We start from the raw sequence: 15333 nt of genomic DNA on the forward strand, positions 1-15333 counted from the left end.
TCCGACAATGAACCCGGAACTTGGAAATTTTGCCCTGGCGCTGGCATGCTGCATGGCCGCCGGACAGGCGATCCTGCCCCTGATCGGCGCAAACCGGCGTGACGGCCGCCTGATGGCGCTGGCGCCCGCGCTGGCGGTGGGACAGATGATCGCGCTCATCATGTCCTTTGCCTGCCTGATCCATGCCGCCATCACCAATGACTTCTCGGTGCAGAACGTGGCGGCCAACAGCGCGGTCAGCAAGCCGCTTCTGTACAAGATTACAGGCGTATGGGGTAACCATGAAGGCTCGGTGCTGCTGTGGGCAATGATCCTGTCCATATGCGGCGGTGCGGTGGCACTTTTCGGCCGCAACCTGCCCTCCGCACTGCAGGCACGCGTGATCGCGGTGCTGGGTGGCGTTGCCGCGGGCTTCGAACTGTTCTGCCTGACCACGTCCAACCCGTTCGCCCGCGTGTGGCCCGCGCCGCTGGATGGGCAGGGGATGAATCCGCTGCTGCAGGACCCCGGCCTCGCCTTCCATCCCCCCATTCTCTACACCGGCTATGTCGGCTTTGCCGTGCCGTTCGCCTTTGCCATCGCGGCCCTGCTGGAAGGGCGGGTGGATGCGGCATGGGGCCGCTGGGTGCGCCCGTGGGCGGTGGCGGCGTGGTGCTTCCTGACCTGCGGCATCGCCATGGGGTCATGGTGGTCGTATTACGTGCTGGGCTGGGGTGGCTACTGGTTCTGGGACCCGGTGGAAAACGCATCGCTGATCCCGTGGCTGACGGGCACGGCGCTGGTGCATTCGGCCATCGTGGTGGAAAAGCGCGAGGCGCTGAAGATCTGGACCGTGCTGCTGGCCATCGGCACGTTCTCGTTCTCGCTTTCGGGCACGTTCCTCGTGCGTTCGGGCATTCTCAATTCCGTGCATGCCTTCGCCAACGACCCGGCGCGTGGCGTGTTCATCCTTGGCCTGCTGGCACTGGTCATCGGCGGGTCGCTGCTGCTGTTCGCCATCCGCGCCCCGCAGCTGACCACGGGGGGCCTGTTCGCGCCCGTATCGCGTGAGGGGCTGCTGGTCCTCAACAACATCCTGCTGTGCTCCATCTGTGCCGTGGTGCTGACGGGCACGATGTACCCGCCCTTCATGTCGCTGCTGTTCGGCAAGACGATTTCGGTCGGCAAGCCGTTCTTTGACGCGACCACCATCCCGCTGGCCATACCGCTCATGGTGTTCATGGGCTTTGGCCCGATGATGCCGTGGAAGCGGGCGCAGATGTGGCCGGTGCTGCGCCGCCTGTGGTGGGCGGCTTGCGTGGCGCTGCTGGCGCTGGCCGTGGCCATGTTCCGGATACGTGACATCCTGGCGGTGCTGGCCACGGCCACGGCGGTATGGGTGATCTGCTCCAGTATCGTGGACGTGACCGACCGGCTGCGCCTGTTCCGCCAGCCACTGCGCCAGAGCTGGCAGCGTGCCCGCAGCCTGCCACGCGCGGTGTTTGGCGCAGCCCTTGCGCATGCGGGCGTTGGTATCGTGGTGCTGGGCATTGCCGGCATGTCACAGGCGGCGCACCGGATCGTGGAAGTCCATGTCGGCCAGAGCGAGATGCTGGCCGGTGACAGCTGGACCCTGACCGACGTGCACCCGGCGGAAGGCCCGAACTACAGCGCGCTGGTCGCCACCATCGAGGTCCGCCACAATGGCCGCCTGATCACCATGCTGCATCCCTCCAAGCGCACATTCGCCAGCCAGCACCAGACCACGACCGAAGTCGCGATCCATACCAACCTGATGGCCGACATCTACGGCGTGCTGGGTGACAAACATGGCGACGACGCCAACCCGACCTATGTGCTGCGCCTGCATTACAACCCGCTGGCGCCATGGATGTGGCTGGGCGGGCTGATCATGGCCTTTGGCGGCGCGCTGTCGCTATCCGACCGGCGGGTACGTGTGGGTGCGCCACGACGGGCCAAGACCGTTGAAGTGGTGGTGGTGCAATGAGCGGCCAGCCTTCTTCCCCCACACGCCGCCGTCTGTTGATGGCGGCCCCGCTGGTTGTGGCGGGCGGGGTTGGCGTGGGCTTCTGGCGCATGCTGTCGGGCATGACGAAGGGTTCGTTCGACCCGCATGACATCCATGCCCCGGCGCTGAACCGCCCCGTGCCCGATTTTGCCCTGCCGGACCAGGCGCCCGGCAGCGGCTTTGCCGCCCGGGACCTGCGTACGCTTAAGGCGCCGGTACTGGTGAACTATTTTGCATCATGGTGCATTCCCTGCGTAGCCGAAATGCCGGTGCTGAACGCACTGAAGGCAAGACTGCCGATCTGGGGCATTGCATACAAGGACAAGCCGGAACACGCATATGGCTTCGTGCAGCGCGCGGGTAACCCGTACGCCCGTATCGCCGCCGACCGCGACGGGCTGGCCGCGATTGACTGGGGTGTGTCCGGTGTGCCGGAAACCTTCCTGATCGGTCCGGGTGGCGTGATCCGCTGGCATACGGCCTCCCCCATTACCGAAACCATGATCACCAGTACGATCATGCCGCTGGCGGACAGCCTGAGATCATGAAGACACATCCCCTGCACCGTGGCGGCGTGCTGGCCCTGCTGGCCTGCCTGCTGTTTGCCCCCATCGTGGCGCTGGCGGTGGATGACCCGTCCGAAATGCTGCCCGACCCGGCACAGGAACAGCGCGCCGAGGCCATTGGCGCGCAACTGCGCTGCCTGGTCTGCCAGAACGAATCGATCGAGGACAGCAGCGCCGACCTGGCGCGTGACCTGCGTCATGTAGTGCGCGAACATGTGGCCAAAGGTGAAAGCAACCGCCAGATCATGGACTGGATGGTCAGCCGCTACGGCAATTTCATCCGCCTCAGGCCTCCGCTGAGCATCGGCACGCTGCTGCTGTGGGTCATGCCGCTGCTTGCACTGTGCATCGGCATAGGCATTGCATGGTGGACCTTCCGCAGGCCGCGTGCGCCCGTCCCGGCCCCGCTTACCGATGAAGAGCGCCGCCGCCTGTCCGACCTGACCAATACACGCCGAGAGTGACATGATCTGGATTGGTATCTGCCTGCTTGGCGTGATTGCGCTGCTGCCCGCACTGCTGTCGTTCCGCCGCACGACCCTGCTGCGTGATGAACGTGAAACTGCCCTTGTGCTCCATCAGGCCCAGCTGGCCGAACTGGAGCGCGACCTGATCGAAGGCATGATCGCGCCATCGGAGCATGACAGCGCACGGCTGGAAATCCAGCGCCGCCTGCTGGGCGCCGATACGCTGCCAAGCGAGGCCGCGGGCCGTACCACCTCCACCATGGCGATAACGGCGGCGCTGCTTGGCCTGCCGGTCGCGGCCGTGGCGCTGTACCTGACCGTGGGGCACCCTTCGCTCCCCGCACAGCCGCTGGCCCCGCGTCTTGCGGCCCTGAAGCAGGAAGATCACCGCAATGATGCGATCATTGACCGCCTGCGCGACCAGCTCAAGCTGATTCCGGCGGGCGACCCGAGTCTGTTCCAGGGCTATGTGCTGCTGGGGCAGGCAGAGGCGGGGCGTGACCATTATGCCGCCGCAGCCCAGGCCTGGCGCAATGCGATTGCCCAACGTTTTGAGCCCGAAGTGGCGGCGCGTGCGGCGGAAGCGCAGATGATGGCCGATGGAGGCCATATTTCTCCCGAAACCGCCGACCTGTACCGCCGTGCGCTGGATGCCGCCCCGGCCGATGCGCCGTGGCGTATGACCGTACAGCAGCGTATTGCCCAGTCCGAACACCAGTAACGTCCCATCAACAACGCGCTACCCGGGCCTGTCCGGGCTTTTGGGGCTTGCCAGTATCCCGCCCATGGGCAGAGACTGCTGGCATGAGCAAGGACAAGACCCCCACCCCCGCCCCTGCGGCTGATACGGCGCAGGATGAAGCGGCCAAGGAAGCCGCATTGCTGAAACAGCCCGCCGAGCCTGATGAACGCGGCGGCCCCAAGGGGCCGGAACCCACGCGTTACGGGGACTGGACGGTCAAGGGACGGTGCGTGGATTTCTGATCCTGATAGTGTACCTGAACACCGCGCCCTGATGAAAAACAATACAAGCTTTCGGGTGTCGCCTTTTCCTCAAAAAAAAGGCGACATTTTTTCGAAGTTTTTGAAAAAGCTTCACCAAAAACTTTCTCCTGATTACAGGATGTTTTCTGGGTGGTCCTGTCAGACGGCCTTCCGGGGCCTGCCGGGTTCCTCTTCAGCCAGTCTCGTTAGGCAGCGGCCCGCGGCCAAAGCTGGTCTGGCGCGCCCGGTGCCCCGGTGGCGGTATGTTGCATGAAATCAGGTAGATCCCGGCCACAAAGACCAGCTGCGAGAGCGAATTGAACCATAGCGCCAGTTCATAGGCCCGCTCCGCCGTTACGGCCTGATAGACCGCATAGGCCGCGAACGGGATGGAAATGGGCCGCATTCCCGCCAGCATGAGCCGCAGCGGGTTCTGGCAACCCGGTCTGACCAGCCGACGCATGCGATGGATGCCGATATAGAATATGACTTCGAAAAACCAACCCAGCACGTTGGTGATCACGTTGTCCAGCGTCATCCCCTCCAGCACCAGCAGGGCGGAAATGGACGCAGCCGACAGCACGATGGAACCGACCTGAAAGCTCATGCCCATTTCCATCGCCGTCAGCCGGTCGGGCAGGGCATCGGCAAAGGGCTGGAAAATCCGGTCCAGCAGCCAGGAATCGAACTGGTTGACGCGTTCACCAAATGACATGACTGTTCACGCTCTCCTCGCCACCCGTCGTGGCCTTCAGTGTTATCCACCATACACGGCGGCGACAACCGCATCGGGGTAACTGCCTGCCATCCCGGCCAGAGCGGTGTTGCTGAGCATGACAATACTCACCCCCCTTGCCCGGTCCACCGTCCACTGGTGCCCGTACACACCCCCCCACGTAAAACTGCCGGGGCCAAGCGGCGTACGCGCGGCGGCCGGGTCGGTTATGACCGCGCCGCCATAGCCAAAGCGCCGCCCGCGTGCAAGCGGCCCCATGTCCACATCCCCGATCACATTACGGCCAAACAGGGCGGCGGATGCCGGGGCCAGCAGCCCTTCGCCCCCCGAACGCACGGCTTCGAGAAAGGTCAGGAACTCTCCCGCCGTGCCCACCATGCCCGCCCCACCAGAGGGGTAGGAGGCAGGATTGAATATCCGATCAGGTGCGAAGCGGATTTCCCCCACACCGCCACCGGGTAACTGGCGGGGCATGACATAGGTCTCGCCCATGCGCAGGGGTATGGGGCGGGCATCGGCATAACAGGTGGCCAGATCATCATGCGCGGGCGGGGCGAAGCCGGTCTGTCGCCAGCCCAGCGGTTCGCCCACATGCTGGCGCACGGCCTCGGGCAGCTTCTGGCCGGTCACTTTTTCAATCACACCCCCCATTACATCCAGCCCCAGCGAGTAGCTCCATCCCTGCCCCGGCGCAAAAACCAGCCGGGTCGTGGCCAGCCGGTCCAGATTGTCGGCCAGCGATACGCCGGGTTCCGCAATGCCATCGGAGACACCGGCGCGGATATAGGGATTGTCATCACGCGGAAAGGAAAAGCCGTAGGTCAGCCCGCTGGTATGGGTCAGCAACTGGTGGGGCGTGATCATGCACGCGCCGCCATCGGGCAGGGCGGGACGGAAATCGGGCAGATAGCGGGTCACCGGGGCATGCAGGTCCAGCAGTCCCTGCTCCGCCAGTGCCAGCGCCACGGCAGTCACCACCGGTTTGGTCAGGGAAGCAAGGCGAAACACGGTATCAGGCCGCATGGGCCGCCCCTGTTCCCTGTCCGCCATTCCCACGGCCTCGGCCACCACCGGCTGGCCATCAACCGCGACCAGTACCACCGCACCGACCAGACGGCCTGTTTTTACGGCCATTTCCATCACATGCCGGACACGTCCAGCCATCCGGCCTGTCTCCAGTTGGGCGTCGGGCATGTATCATCCTTTCTGGCGGGGGTGGAAGACGGGCAACTGGTCGCCACGCGCAAAGCAGCGTAATCTCGGGCCATGATAGCACGCCTGTTCTGCAAGACATTACCCCTCTCCCTTCTGTTATGCGCGAGTTGCCTGGGGGGCGGCCTGTCGCCCGCCGCCCATGCGGCAGGCCCCGTGACCACGCAGGTCCAGCCCGAAATTCCCGTGCAGGCCACCCTGCCCAACGGGCTGCGGGTCGTGATCGTGCCGGACCGGCTGGCCCCGGTTGTCAGCACCGAGATCAACTACCTTGTCGGTTCGGCCGCGGCCCCTGCCGGCTTTCCCGGCACGGCACATGCGCTTGAACACATGATGTTCCGGGGCAGCCAGGGACTCGACCGCGACCAGATGGCCGCCATCGGCGCGCGGCTGGGCGGCAGCTACAATGCCGACACGACGGAAAACGTGACCCAGTTCTTCTACACCGCACCCGCTGAAAACCTGGACGTGCTGCTGCGCATCGAGGCCCTGCGCATGAACGGCCTGACACTGGCGGCGGATGACTGGGCGCATGAACGCGGCGCGATCGGGCAGGAAGTCTCACGCGACATGTCCAGCCCCGGCTATGTCTATCTGGCGCGGCTGCAGTCCATCCTGTTTGCCGGAACCCCCTATGAGCATGACGCGCTGGGCACCCGTCCTTCCTTCGACAGGACGGATACGGCCATGCTGCGCCGCTTCTACCGGGAATGGTATGCACCCAACAACGCCATTCTGGTCATTACCGGCGATGTGGACCCCGCCCGCGCGCTGGCCCTTGTCCGGTCGACCTTCGCCGCCATTCCGGCACGCACGCTTCCCGCCCGGCCTGAAATCCACCCCGGCCCGGTCCATGCGCAGACCCTGCGTTTTCCGACAGACTACCCCGTGGGGCTGGTGGCCATCGCCAGCCGCATGCCAGGGCAGAACAGCCATGATTTTGCCACGGCGCGTATCCTGTCCGATGTGCTGTCCAGCCAGCGTGGCGCGCTATACGAACTGGTACCGCAGGGGCGCGCCCTGCTGGCCAGTTTTGACTTCATAACCAAGGCGGATGCGGGTATCGGCATCGCCATTGCCGCCTTCCCCAAGGGAAGCGCGCCCGCTCCCCTTCAGGCCCGCATGCAGGATATCCTGCACGGCCTGCGTGAAAACGGCGTGCCCGCCGATCTGGTGGAAGCCGCCAAACGCAGGGAACTGGCCCAGCTTGGCTTTGCCGCCAACAGTATTTCCGGCCTGGCGGAAAGCTGGTCGGAAGCACAGGCCATAATGGGCCTGCAGTCACCGGATGACGAGGCAGCCGCCTTTGCCGCTGTAACACCGGAGGACGTCAATCGACTGGCCCGGCAGGTACTGGACCCGCAGCAGTCCATTACCGCCATACTGACCCCGCGCGATGCCGGCCGACCGGTCACGGACAAGGGATTTGGCGGCTCCGAATCCTTTGCCAGCGTACCGGACCACCCGGTTGTCCTGCCCGGATGGGCCAATGCCAGCCTGCTCAACGTACGTGCGCCCGTGCCTGCCGCACAACCTGCCACCTATACCCTGCCCAACGGCCTGCGGCTGGTCGTGCGCCCTGCTGCCATCAGTCATACCATCAACCTGTATGGCATCATCCGCCAGAACGAGGACATGCAGGAGCCACCGGGCAAGGAAGGCATTGCCGACATTACCGATGAACTGTTCCACTATGGCAGCACCACCCATGACCGGATCGGGCTGCAGAAGGCATTGGATGACATTGCCGCCACCGAAAGTGCGGGGGCCGAATTCAGCCTGAACGTGCTGACTCCGGATTTTGAACGCGGGCTGGACCTGCTGGCGGAAAACGAACTTCATCCTTCCCTGCCCGAAGCGGCGTTCAGGGTGGTACGGGCCAATACCGCAGCCTCCCTGTCCGGGCTGCTGCGCTCGCCCGATTACCTGTTCGGGCGTGCGATGCAGGCTGCCGTCTCGCCCCCGGGCGACCCGTCACTGCGGCAGGCGAACCCGGCAAAGGTGATGAAGCTGACACTGGCGGACTGCCGCGCCTTCTGGGCCGCGGCCTACCGTCCGGACCTGACCACCATCGTCATTACCGGCGATATCACGCCCGATGCCGCCTACAGGGCGGTCAGCCACAGCTTTGGCCCGTGGCGGGCCATTGGTCCGGCGCCCGTGGTCGACCTGCCACCCCGCCCGGACAGTCACGCGGGCGTTACGCATGTCACCGATCCCTCCAGCACGCAGGCCACCGTATCGCTGCCGGAAAGCCTTGGGATCATGGTCGATGACCCGGAGCATTTCGCGCTCAACCTGGGGAATGAAATCCTTGGTTCAGGCTTTTCCTCACGCCTGTACCGCGACCTGCGGGTGCGCACCGGTTATGTATATACCGTGCGCAGCCACCTGTCGTGGAAGCGCCATCGCAGCGCCTACAGCATTTCCTTCGGTGCGGACCCGGGCAATGTTGCCGCCGCCCGTGCCGCCGCCGTGCGTGACATTACCGCCATGCAGACCGAACCGGTCAGCGAAAGCGAACTGACCATGGCCCGCGCGGGCCTGCTGCGCAGTCTGGCCCTGCAATCGGCCAGTCTTGATACAATTGCCGAAAGCTACCTGCGCTTCAGCAATCTTGGCCTGCCGCTCAACCAGAACGATATTGCGGCACGGGCCTATTACACGATGGATGCGATCACCATCCGCGACGCCTTCCGCAAATGGATCCGCCCGGCAGACCTTGCCACCATCATCAAGGGACCGGCGACTGCCCCATAGCAGGGCATTTTCAAGTAATGAATGTTTTTGGGCGCCGCCTTTTTTTGAAAAGGCGGCGTTCCCTGAAGCTTTTTGAAAAAAGCTTTACCGAATACCTTTTCATGATTTGTACGACAGCAGGTTTCCGCTTCCGCGGCCTGACAGGGTTCCTGCAATCCAATCAATAAAAAAGGGCGGTGCATTCCTGCACCGCCCTTTTTCGCACAATGTCCGGCCCACATGGCAGGCCGGACACTGTTGCGGGATCAGTTCTCTGCGTTACGGCGACGGATCGCTGCACCCAGGATATCACCCAGCGACGCACCGCTATCGGACGAACCGTAGTCGGAGATGGCCTGCTTGTCTTCCTCGACCTCACGGCCGCGGATGGTCAGGGCCAGCTTGCGGGCCGCACGGTCAACCGAGACAACCTTCGCATCGACGCGCTCACCAACGGCAAAACGCTCCGGACGCTGGTCGGCCTTGTCGCGTGCCAGTTCCGCACGGCGGATGAAGCCGGTCAGCACGTCATCAACCTTCACCTCGATGCCGTTCGACTGGACAGCGGTCACGATGCAGGTCACGACGGCGCCCTTCTGCACCTTGCTCAGGGTATCGGCGGCCGGATCTTCATGCAGCTGCTTGATACCGAGCGAGATACGCTCCTTCTCCACGTCCACGTCCAGAACCTTGGCCTTCACGACCTGGCCCTTTTCGTAGTGGCTCATGGCGACTTCGCCGGGCTCGTCCCACGACAGGTCGGACATGTGAACCATGCCGTCGATGTCTGCGGACAGGCCGATGAACAGGCCGAATTCGGTGATGTTGCGGATCTCGCCTTCCACCACGGAACCAACCTTGTGTTCCTCGGCGAACTGCTCCCACGGGTTGCGCTGCACCTGCTTCAGGCCCAGCGAGATGCGGCGCTTCGCGCTGTCCACATCCAGGACCATCACATCGACTTCCTGCGAAGTGGCGACGATCTTGCCCGGATGGACGTTCTTCTTCGTCCAGGACATTTCGGACACGTGCACCAGACCCTCGACGCCCGGCTCCAGCTCCACGAATGCACCGTAGTCGGTGATGTTCGTGACGCGACCGGTGTAGCGGGCACCCGGCGGGTACTTGATCGCCACGTTCTCCCACGGGTCGGCCTCAAGCTGCTTCATGCCCAGCGAGATACGCTGCGTGTCGGGGTTGAAGCGGATGACCTGCACGCGGACCGGCTGGCCGATCTGCAGGGCTTCGGACGGGTGGTTGATGCGCTTCCATGCGATATCGGTCACATGCAGCAGGCCATCGACGCCGCCGAGGTCGACGAACGCACCGTAATCGGTGATGTTCTTGACCACGCCGTCAAGGATCATGCCTTCCTTCAGGCCCTGGATCAGCTCGCTGCGCTGTTCCGCACGGGTCTCTTCCAGAACCGCACGACGCGAAACGACGATGTTGCCGCGCGCGCGGTCCATCTTCAGGATCTGGAAGGGCTGGGGCACGCCCATCAGCGGGGTCACGTCGCGCACGGGGCGGATATCGACCTGGGAGCCGGGCAGGAACGCCATCGCGCCGCCGAGGTCGACGGTGAAGCCACCCTTGACGCGACCATAGATGGTGCCATTGACGCGCTGGTTGCCTTCGAACGCCTTTTCAAGGTTCGACCAGGCTTCCTCGCGGCGGGCCTTCTCACGCGACAGGACGATGGACCCGTCACGATCTTCGTACCGCTCGACGAACAGTTCGATAACATCACCCGGCTTGACATCGGGGGTAACACCCGGCGGGCCGAATTCCTTGAGGGCGACGCGCCCTTCGCTTTTCAGGCCGACATCGACGATCGCGAATTCATCCGTCAGGCGGACGACGCGACCCGTGACAACGGAACCGTCAAAAGCGGAATCCCGGCCGAGGGTTTCCTCAAGCAGGGCGGCAAAGTCCTCGCCACCCTTATGGTCGGCGACGGGCTGTGTTGTGGCTGAAGCCATGAGCTACTCGTAAATCCTGTAACCACACCCGTCCCGTGGATGGATGTGGACAATCCTGCGCCCCCGCCTGCCCGCCTGCGCGGAACCATGGGAACGACTTGCCCGGCGAGAAATGCCCCGACACGGTCGTGGCACGCCTGACGGCCAAAATGAACGCAACACCCCATGCGCCGGGCGCATCAGGGTATACCGTTGTGCACAGACACCCTATGGGTGGCGCATGTCAATAAAAACCATGACCGTGGCACATGGTTCCCGCATAAAAGCGCATCAGCGCGTCATGCGCGCCACGACCCGGAGCGCCTCGGCCAGCACTTCATCGGCGCTCAGCTGGTCGGTCTCGATATGCACGGCATCCTGCGCCGCCCGCAGGGGGGCGACCGCGCGGCCGGAGTCCGCGGCGTCGCGCGCCGCGATCTCGCGCTCCACGCGGGCGATCTGTTCAGCGCGGTCCGGCACGTCGGGATCGGGAGCCATCTGTTCCCACCGCCGTTCGGCACGGGTGCGCGGCGATGCGGTGATGAACAGCTTGACCGTTGCATCGGGAAAGATGACCGTGCCGATGTCGCGCCCGTCCAGCACCGCGCCATGCGCGCCCGCAAAGCGGCGCTGCACATCCACCAGCGTGCGCCGCACGGCGGCCTGGCTGGCCACAAGGCTGGCCGCGCGGTCCACCTCCGGCACGCGCAGGTCGGTACGCCGCAGGTCTTCCAGCCCCACGGTGGCGGCAAATTCCTCTGCCGGGGCCGTGGCGGGGTCCAGCCCCGCGTCGATCATGCGCCGGCCCGTCGCGCGGTAGAGCAGCCCCGTATCCAGATAGGGCAGGCCCAACGCCTGTGCCAGCCGGCGTGCCAGCGTGCCCTTGCCCGCGGCGGCAGGCCCGTCAACCGCGATGACCAGCCGCCGCGTCATGCCCCCAGCCCTGCGCCGATGCTGTTCATGAGTGTCACGAAACCGGGGAAGCTGGTGTCGATGAAAGCCGTGTCATCCACCGAAACGGGCCGGGCCGCCGCCAGCCCCATGACGATGGCGCTCATGGCCAGCCGGTGGTCCATGTGGGTGCGGACCAGCCCGCCACCGGGAATGGCGCCACCCGTGCCGTGCACGATCATGTCATCGCCCACCACGTCGACACGAATGCCATTGGCTTCCAGCAGCGCGACGGTCGCGGCCAGACGGTCACTTTCCTTCACACGCAGTTCCTCCAGCCCGCGAAAGCGCGACTGCCCGGTGGCATGGGCCGCGACCACCGCAAGGACGGGGTATTCGTCAATCATGGACGGCGCACGGGTAGCGGGCACGTCCACGCCATGCAGGCTGCCAGCCGTGGCGGTCAGGTCGCCCACCGGCTCGCCCCCTTCCACGCGCTCGTTGCTGATGACGAGGTCCGCCCCCATTTCCCGCAGGGACGTGAACAGCCCGGTCCGCAGCGGGTTCAGGCCCACACCGCGCACACTGACCCTGGATCCGGGCACAAGCAGCGCCGCCGCCAGCACGAAGGCCGCCGAAGACGGATCACCCGGCACCACGATGTCGCGCGCCACCAGATCCGGCCGCCCCTGCAGCGTGATGACGCGGCCGCCGGCCCCCATGGGTTCCACCCGCACGGTGGCACCGAAATGACGGAGCATGTTTTCCGTATGGTCGCGGGTGGCCACGGGTTCTTCCACCCGGGTCTCGCCCACCGCGTTCAGGCCCGCCAGCAGCACGGCGGACTTGACCTGCGCGGACGCCACCGGCAGCCGGTAGGACAGCGGCGGCGGACTGGCGCTGCCCGCAATGGCCAGCGGCAGCCGCCCGCCCTGGCGTGACAGGAAAGTGGCCCCCGTGGCGGCCAGCGGGTCCATGACGCGCTTCATCGGGCGGCCACGCAGGCTGGCATCCCCCGTCATGACGGAGGTGAAGCCGTGGCTTGCCAGAATGCCCGACAGCAGGCGGGCCGCCGTGCCCGAATTGCCCATGTCCAGCACGTCGGCCGGTTCACGCAGCCCATCCAGCCCGCAGCCCTGCACCGTCCAATCACCCGGGCCGTTGCGGGTCATGTCCGCACCCAGTGCGCGCATGGCATCGGCGGTGCGCAGCACGTCCTCGCCTTCCAGCAGGCCGGTGATGTGCGTCGTGCCGCGTGCCAGGGCGGAAAACATCAGCGAACGGTGGCTGATCGACTTGTCACCCGGCACATTGACCGAACCGGACAGGGGCGCACGCGGGGCGGTAACCGTCAGCGCGCGGACGGAGGAAGGAGCATGATCGGTTTTCATAACGCATCCAATTCCGTATTCCGGGTGGCAAAGTCAATCACAGATCGGCATGATCCCCTGCCGGCACATGCCGCCATGTTTGACAGGTGGCGCACAAACTGGCATGGGGCTGCGCCTTTTGCCACTTCCGGATATCGTGGCTCCATTCATCATTCAGAACAGGATCGACAGGTTCAAGATGGCTCAGTCCAACCTCGGCACCAAACGTGTCTGTGTCTCCTGCAGCGCCCGTTTCTACGATCTGAACAAGAATCCGGCGATCTGCCCAAAATGCGGTGCTGAACAGCCCGTGGAACTGCCGCGCGTGCGCCGCCCGGCGGAACCGGCACCCGAATCCAAGCCCAAGACCAGTGACGACACGCTGGACAACGACGTCGATGTCGATCTGGACGCGGATGCGGATGAGGACGCCGATGCCGTCCTGTCCGAGGATGCCGGGCTGGACGATGACGATGATGATGACATCAGCAGCGCCGACATCGACGTGAAGACCGACAAGGACGATCACGACAACTGATGCGCTTCGGGCCCGGGGCGCAGGCTCCGGGCCATCGTGCATCAGCCTGCGCGGCTGCGGCGTTCGATCTCGACGCCGACCGATTCGGCATCGTCGAAGATGTCGAGCTTTTCCACGCTTACGCGTGTGATGCGTACGCGCCTGTCGGCCAGCACGCCCGCGGCGATCCGCTCGGCCAGCGTCTCCACCAGCGCGACATGCCCCTGCGCCACCAGTTCGCGTACCAGCAGCACCACACGTTCATATGATACGGTGCGGTCCAGATCGTCCGGCCCCACATCCAGCGTCGTACCGTCCACCACGCCAAAAGCCACGTTGACCCGGATGCGCTGGGTCACCCCCTGCTCATGCGCGAAGACCCCTATATTGGCGTCAAGCACCATGTTGCGCACGAACAGGCAGCGCAGCGGTTCGGGTTCGTTCCATGGCGGCAGCAGGGACATGACGGTTCCAGTCGATCGGGAAAGGGTTCAGGCGCGTATGGGCGCGGGCGACCACTGCATGTGCTGGCCCCCGTCCAGTGCCAGCATCTGCCCCGTCACGGATGGCAGGCAGAGCAGCGAGAGAGCCGCGCGGGCAATCTCATCCGGCGTTGCAACACGCCCCAGCGGTACGGAGGCGCATTGCCGGGCAAACTGTTCCGCCGTCTGAACAGGGGTGGGCAGCACCGGGCCGGGGCCAATGGCATTGACCCGGATATTGCGCGGCGCCAGCGCCAGCGCCATGGTCTGGGTCAGGGTCCATAACGCCGCCTTGGAGACGGTATAGCTGACAAAGTGCGGGGTGAGCGACCACACCCGCTCGTCCAGCATGTTCAGCACCATGCCCGCGGCATGGGCGGGCAGCAGGCGGGCGAATTCCTGCATCAGCACGAACGGCGCGCGGGTATTGGGTTCCATATGGGCATCCCAGCCCTCACGCGTGACGGTATCCCATTCATCGCGGCGGAACAGGCTGGCATTGTTCACCAGCACGCCAACCGTCCCCAGGGCATGCGTTGCCTGCGCCAGCAGGGGGGGTACCGAAGCCTCGCACGACAGATCGGCCTGCATCAGGTGCACATTGCGGCCCAGTGCGCGGATTTCGTCCACCGTTCCGTGCGCGTCCTGCAGCGAGCGGTTGCAGTGCAGGGCCACGTCAAATCCCGCGCGCGCCAGTTCCAGCGCAATGGCGCGGCCAAGGCGCGCGGCCCCGCCGGTCACCAGCGCCACGCGCGGCACATCCTGCGGCACGGGCCATGACATGGGCGGGTTCATGCGGGCCTGCGCGCCATGATGGCGGCGGCCAGCGTGCCATCATCCAGCACATCCAGCGCGCCACCCACGGGCACGCCCTGCCCGACACGGCTGACCTGCACGTCAAAACGCGCCAGGCGTTCATGCAGCCAGTGCATGGTGGTCGCCCCCTCAACCGTGGTGCCCAGCGCAAGGATGACCTCCCGCACGCCACCGGCGGCAATGCGGTCCAGCAACGGCTGGACATTCAGGTCATCCGGCCCGACACCGGACAGGGCGGACAGGGTGCCACCCAGCACCAGGTACACGCCCCTGTGTACGCCGGCACGCTCCAGCGCCCACAGGTCACCCACGTTTTCCACCACGCAGACCAGCCCGTCATCACGCGCGGGGTCCGTGCAGATGCCACACGGGTCGGTGGTATCAAGATTGCCGCAGCGCGAGCATGTCCGCACCGCGCGCGCCGCCTGCTCCATGGCCTGTGCCAGCGGCAGCATGCGTGCATGGGGCTGGCGCAGCAGGGCCAGCGCCGCGCGCCGGGCCGAACGCGGCCCCAGCCCCGGCAGGCGGCCGAGCAGGGTCACCAGCCGGTCAATCTCCCCCCTGCCGCTCATTCATGCCCCTCC

Annotated in this window: 15 protein-coding genes; 7 read left to right on the forward strand and 8 right to left on the reverse strand. The window is 65.2% G+C overall.

Going from position 1 to position 15333, the window contains the following annotated elements:
• Window positions 1-7: 7 nt before the first annotated feature.
• The 5 genes from LDL32_RS07145 to LDL32_RS07165 all read left to right on the forward strand — a co-directional run bounded on the left by LDL32_RS07145 (window position 8) and on the right by LDL32_RS07165 (window position 4025).
• Window positions 8-1987, forward strand: coding sequence for a heme lyase CcmF/NrfE family subunit (locus LDL32_RS07145; protein ID WP_233065567.1), 1980 nt, complete (start codon window positions 8-10; stop codon window positions 1985-1987).
• A complete protein-coding gene (locus LDL32_RS07150) occupies window positions 1984-2556 on the forward strand; it encodes a DsbE family thiol:disulfide interchange protein (protein WP_233065569.1) in 573 nt (190 codons plus the stop codon). The genes LDL32_RS07145 and LDL32_RS07150 overlap by 4 nt, the downstream gene beginning before the upstream one ends.
• The gene (locus tag LDL32_RS07155) at window positions 2553-3038 is read left to right on the forward strand and encodes a cytochrome c-type biogenesis protein (RefSeq protein ID WP_233065571.1); all 486 of its coding nucleotides are present in this window, start codon (window positions 2553-2555) and stop codon (window positions 3036-3038) included. Before LDL32_RS07150 ends, LDL32_RS07155 begins: the two co-directional genes overlap by 4 nt.
• A gap of 1 nt (window position 3039) precedes the next feature.
• Window positions 3040-3762, forward strand: a complete 723-nt coding sequence (gene ccmI, locus LDL32_RS07160) for a c-type cytochrome biogenesis protein CcmI (protein ID WP_233065573.1) — start codon at window positions 3040-3042, stop codon at window positions 3760-3762.
• An 83-nt stretch (window positions 3763-3845) separates the two neighbouring features.
• The gene (locus LDL32_RS07165; RefSeq protein ID WP_233065575.1) at window positions 3846-4025 is read left to right on the forward strand and encodes a DUF1674 domain-containing protein; all 180 of its coding nucleotides are present in this window, start codon (window positions 3846-3848) and stop codon (window positions 4023-4025) included.
• 193 nt (window positions 4026-4218) lie between these two features.
• Here the strand turns inward: LDL32_RS07165 and LDL32_RS07170 are convergent, their stop codons facing one another.
• Window positions 4219-4740 carry a hypothetical protein gene (locus tag LDL32_RS07170; RefSeq protein ID WP_233065577.1) on the reverse strand — a complete coding sequence of 174 codons (522 nt, stop codon included), beginning with the start codon at window positions 4738-4740 and terminating at the stop codon, window positions 4219-4221.
• Window positions 4741-4782: 42 nt separating this feature from the next.
• Entirely contained in the window at window positions 4783-5925 is a 1143-nt protein-coding gene (locus LDL32_RS07175) for a serine hydrolase domain-containing protein (protein WP_370636656.1), read from the reverse strand.
• A 102-nt stretch (window positions 5926-6027) separates the two neighbouring features.
• Between LDL32_RS07175 and LDL32_RS07180 the strand changes: the two genes are divergently transcribed.
• On the forward strand, window positions 6028-8733 hold the full coding sequence (locus LDL32_RS07180) for a pitrilysin family protein (protein ID WP_233065581.1): 2706 nt from the start codon (window positions 6028-6030) through the stop codon (window positions 8731-8733).
• Between the two features lie 245 nt (window positions 8734-8978).
• Here LDL32_RS07180 and rpsA read toward each other — a convergent pair whose 3' ends face one another.
• The 3 genes from rpsA to aroA all read right to left on the reverse strand — a co-directional run bounded on the left by rpsA (window position 8979) and on the right by aroA (window position 12955).
• Window positions 8979-10694, reverse strand: a complete 1716-nt coding sequence (gene rpsA, locus LDL32_RS07185; protein ID WP_233065583.1) for a 30S ribosomal protein S1 — start codon at window positions 10692-10694, stop codon at window positions 8979-8981.
• A gap of 270 nt (window positions 10695-10964) precedes the next feature.
• Window positions 10965-11606, reverse strand: coding sequence for a d(CMP) kinase (locus LDL32_RS07190; RefSeq protein WP_233065585.1), 642 nt, complete (start codon window positions 11604-11606; stop codon window positions 10965-10967).
• Window positions 11603-12955 (reverse strand): 3-phosphoshikimate 1-carboxyvinyltransferase, encoded by a 1353-nt coding sequence (gene aroA, locus LDL32_RS07195; protein ID WP_233065587.1) that lies wholly within the window; start codon window positions 12953-12955, stop codon window positions 11603-11605. Before aroA ends, LDL32_RS07190 begins: the two co-directional genes overlap by 4 nt.
• 178 nt (window positions 12956-13133) lie before the next feature.
• On the opposite strand from aroA, the gene LDL32_RS07200 reads away from it, so the two are divergent.
• Entirely contained in the window at window positions 13134-13472 is a 339-nt protein-coding gene (locus LDL32_RS07200; RefSeq protein WP_233068757.1) for a TIGR02300 family protein, read from the forward strand.
• 41 nt (window positions 13473-13513) lie between these two features.
• Here LDL32_RS07200 and folB read toward each other — a convergent pair whose 3' ends face one another.
• The 3 genes from folB to recR are packed head-to-tail and all read right to left on the reverse strand — an operon-like array spanning window position 13514 to window position 15321.
• Window positions 13514-13915, reverse strand: coding sequence for a dihydroneopterin aldolase (gene folB / locus LDL32_RS07205; RefSeq protein ID WP_233065589.1), 402 nt, complete (start codon window positions 13913-13915; stop codon window positions 13514-13516).
• Between the two features lie 27 nt (window positions 13916-13942).
• On the reverse strand, window positions 13943-14728 hold the full coding sequence (locus LDL32_RS07210; RefSeq protein ID WP_233065591.1) for an SDR family oxidoreductase: 786 nt from the start codon (window positions 14726-14728) through the stop codon (window positions 13943-13945).
• The gene (gene recR, locus LDL32_RS07215; protein WP_233065593.1) at window positions 14725-15321 is read right to left on the reverse strand and encodes a recombination mediator RecR; all 597 of its coding nucleotides are present in this window, start codon (window positions 15319-15321) and stop codon (window positions 14725-14727) included. Before recR ends, LDL32_RS07210 begins: the two co-directional genes overlap by 4 nt.
• Between the last annotated feature and the right edge of the window lie 12 nt (window positions 15322-15333).

Origin of the sequence: Komagataeibacter sp. FNDCF1 (assembly GCF_021295335.1) — a bacterium.
Classification (GTDB): Bacteria; Pseudomonadota; Alphaproteobacteria; order Acetobacterales; family Acetobacteraceae; genus Komagataeibacter.

Bases quoted from the DNA above. Each gene is read 5' to 3' on its own strand.
- LDL32_RS07145 (WP_233065567.1), top strand. From the start codon at position 8: ATGAACCCGGAACTTGGAAATTTTGCCCTGGCGCTGGCATGCTGCATG.
- LDL32_RS07150 (WP_233065569.1), top strand. From the start codon at position 1,984: ATGAGCGGCCAGCCTTCTTCCCCCACACGCCGCCGTCTGTTGATGGCG.
- LDL32_RS07155 (WP_233065571.1), top strand. From the start codon at position 2,553: ATGAAGACACATCCCCTGCACCGTGGCGGCGTGCTGGCCCTGCTGGCC.
- ccmI (WP_233065573.1), top strand. From the start codon at position 3,040: ATGATCTGGATTGGTATCTGCCTGCTTGGCGTGATTGCGCTGCTGCCC.
- LDL32_RS07165 (WP_233065575.1), top strand. From the start codon at position 3,846: ATGAGCAAGGACAAGACCCCCACCCCCGCCCCTGCGGCTGATACGGCG.
- LDL32_RS07170 (WP_233065577.1), bottom strand. From the start codon at position 4,740: ATGTCATTTGGTGAACGCGTCAACCAGTTCGATTCCTGGCTGCTGGAC.
- LDL32_RS07175 (WP_370636656.1), bottom strand. From the start codon at position 5,925: ATGGCTGGACGTGTCCGGCATGTGATGGAAATGGCCGTAAAAACAGGC.
- LDL32_RS07180 (WP_233065581.1), top strand. From the start codon at position 6,028: ATGATAGCACGCCTGTTCTGCAAGACATTACCCCTCTCCCTTCTGTTA.
- rpsA (WP_233065583.1), bottom strand. From the start codon at position 10,694: ATGGCTTCAGCCACAACACAGCCCGTCGCCGACCATAAGGGTGGCGAG.
- LDL32_RS07190 (WP_233065585.1), bottom strand. From the start codon at position 11,606: ATGACGCGGCGGCTGGTCATCGCGGTTGACGGGCCTGCCGCCGCGGGC.
- aroA (WP_233065587.1), bottom strand. From the start codon at position 12,955: ATGAAAACCGATCATGCTCCTTCCTCCGTCCGCGCGCTGACGGTTACC.
- LDL32_RS07200 (WP_233068757.1), top strand. From the start codon at position 13,134: ATGGCTCAGTCCAACCTCGGCACCAAACGTGTCTGTGTCTCCTGCAGC.
- folB (WP_233065589.1), bottom strand. From the start codon at position 13,915: ATGTCCCTGCTGCCGCCATGGAACGAACCCGAACCGCTGCGCTGCCTG.
- LDL32_RS07210 (WP_233065591.1), bottom strand. From the start codon at position 14,728: ATGAACCCGCCCATGTCATGGCCCGTGCCGCAGGATGTGCCGCGCGTG.
- recR (WP_233065593.1), bottom strand. From the start codon at position 15,321: ATGAGCGGCAGGGGGGAGATTGACCGGCTGGTGACCCTGCTCGGCCGC.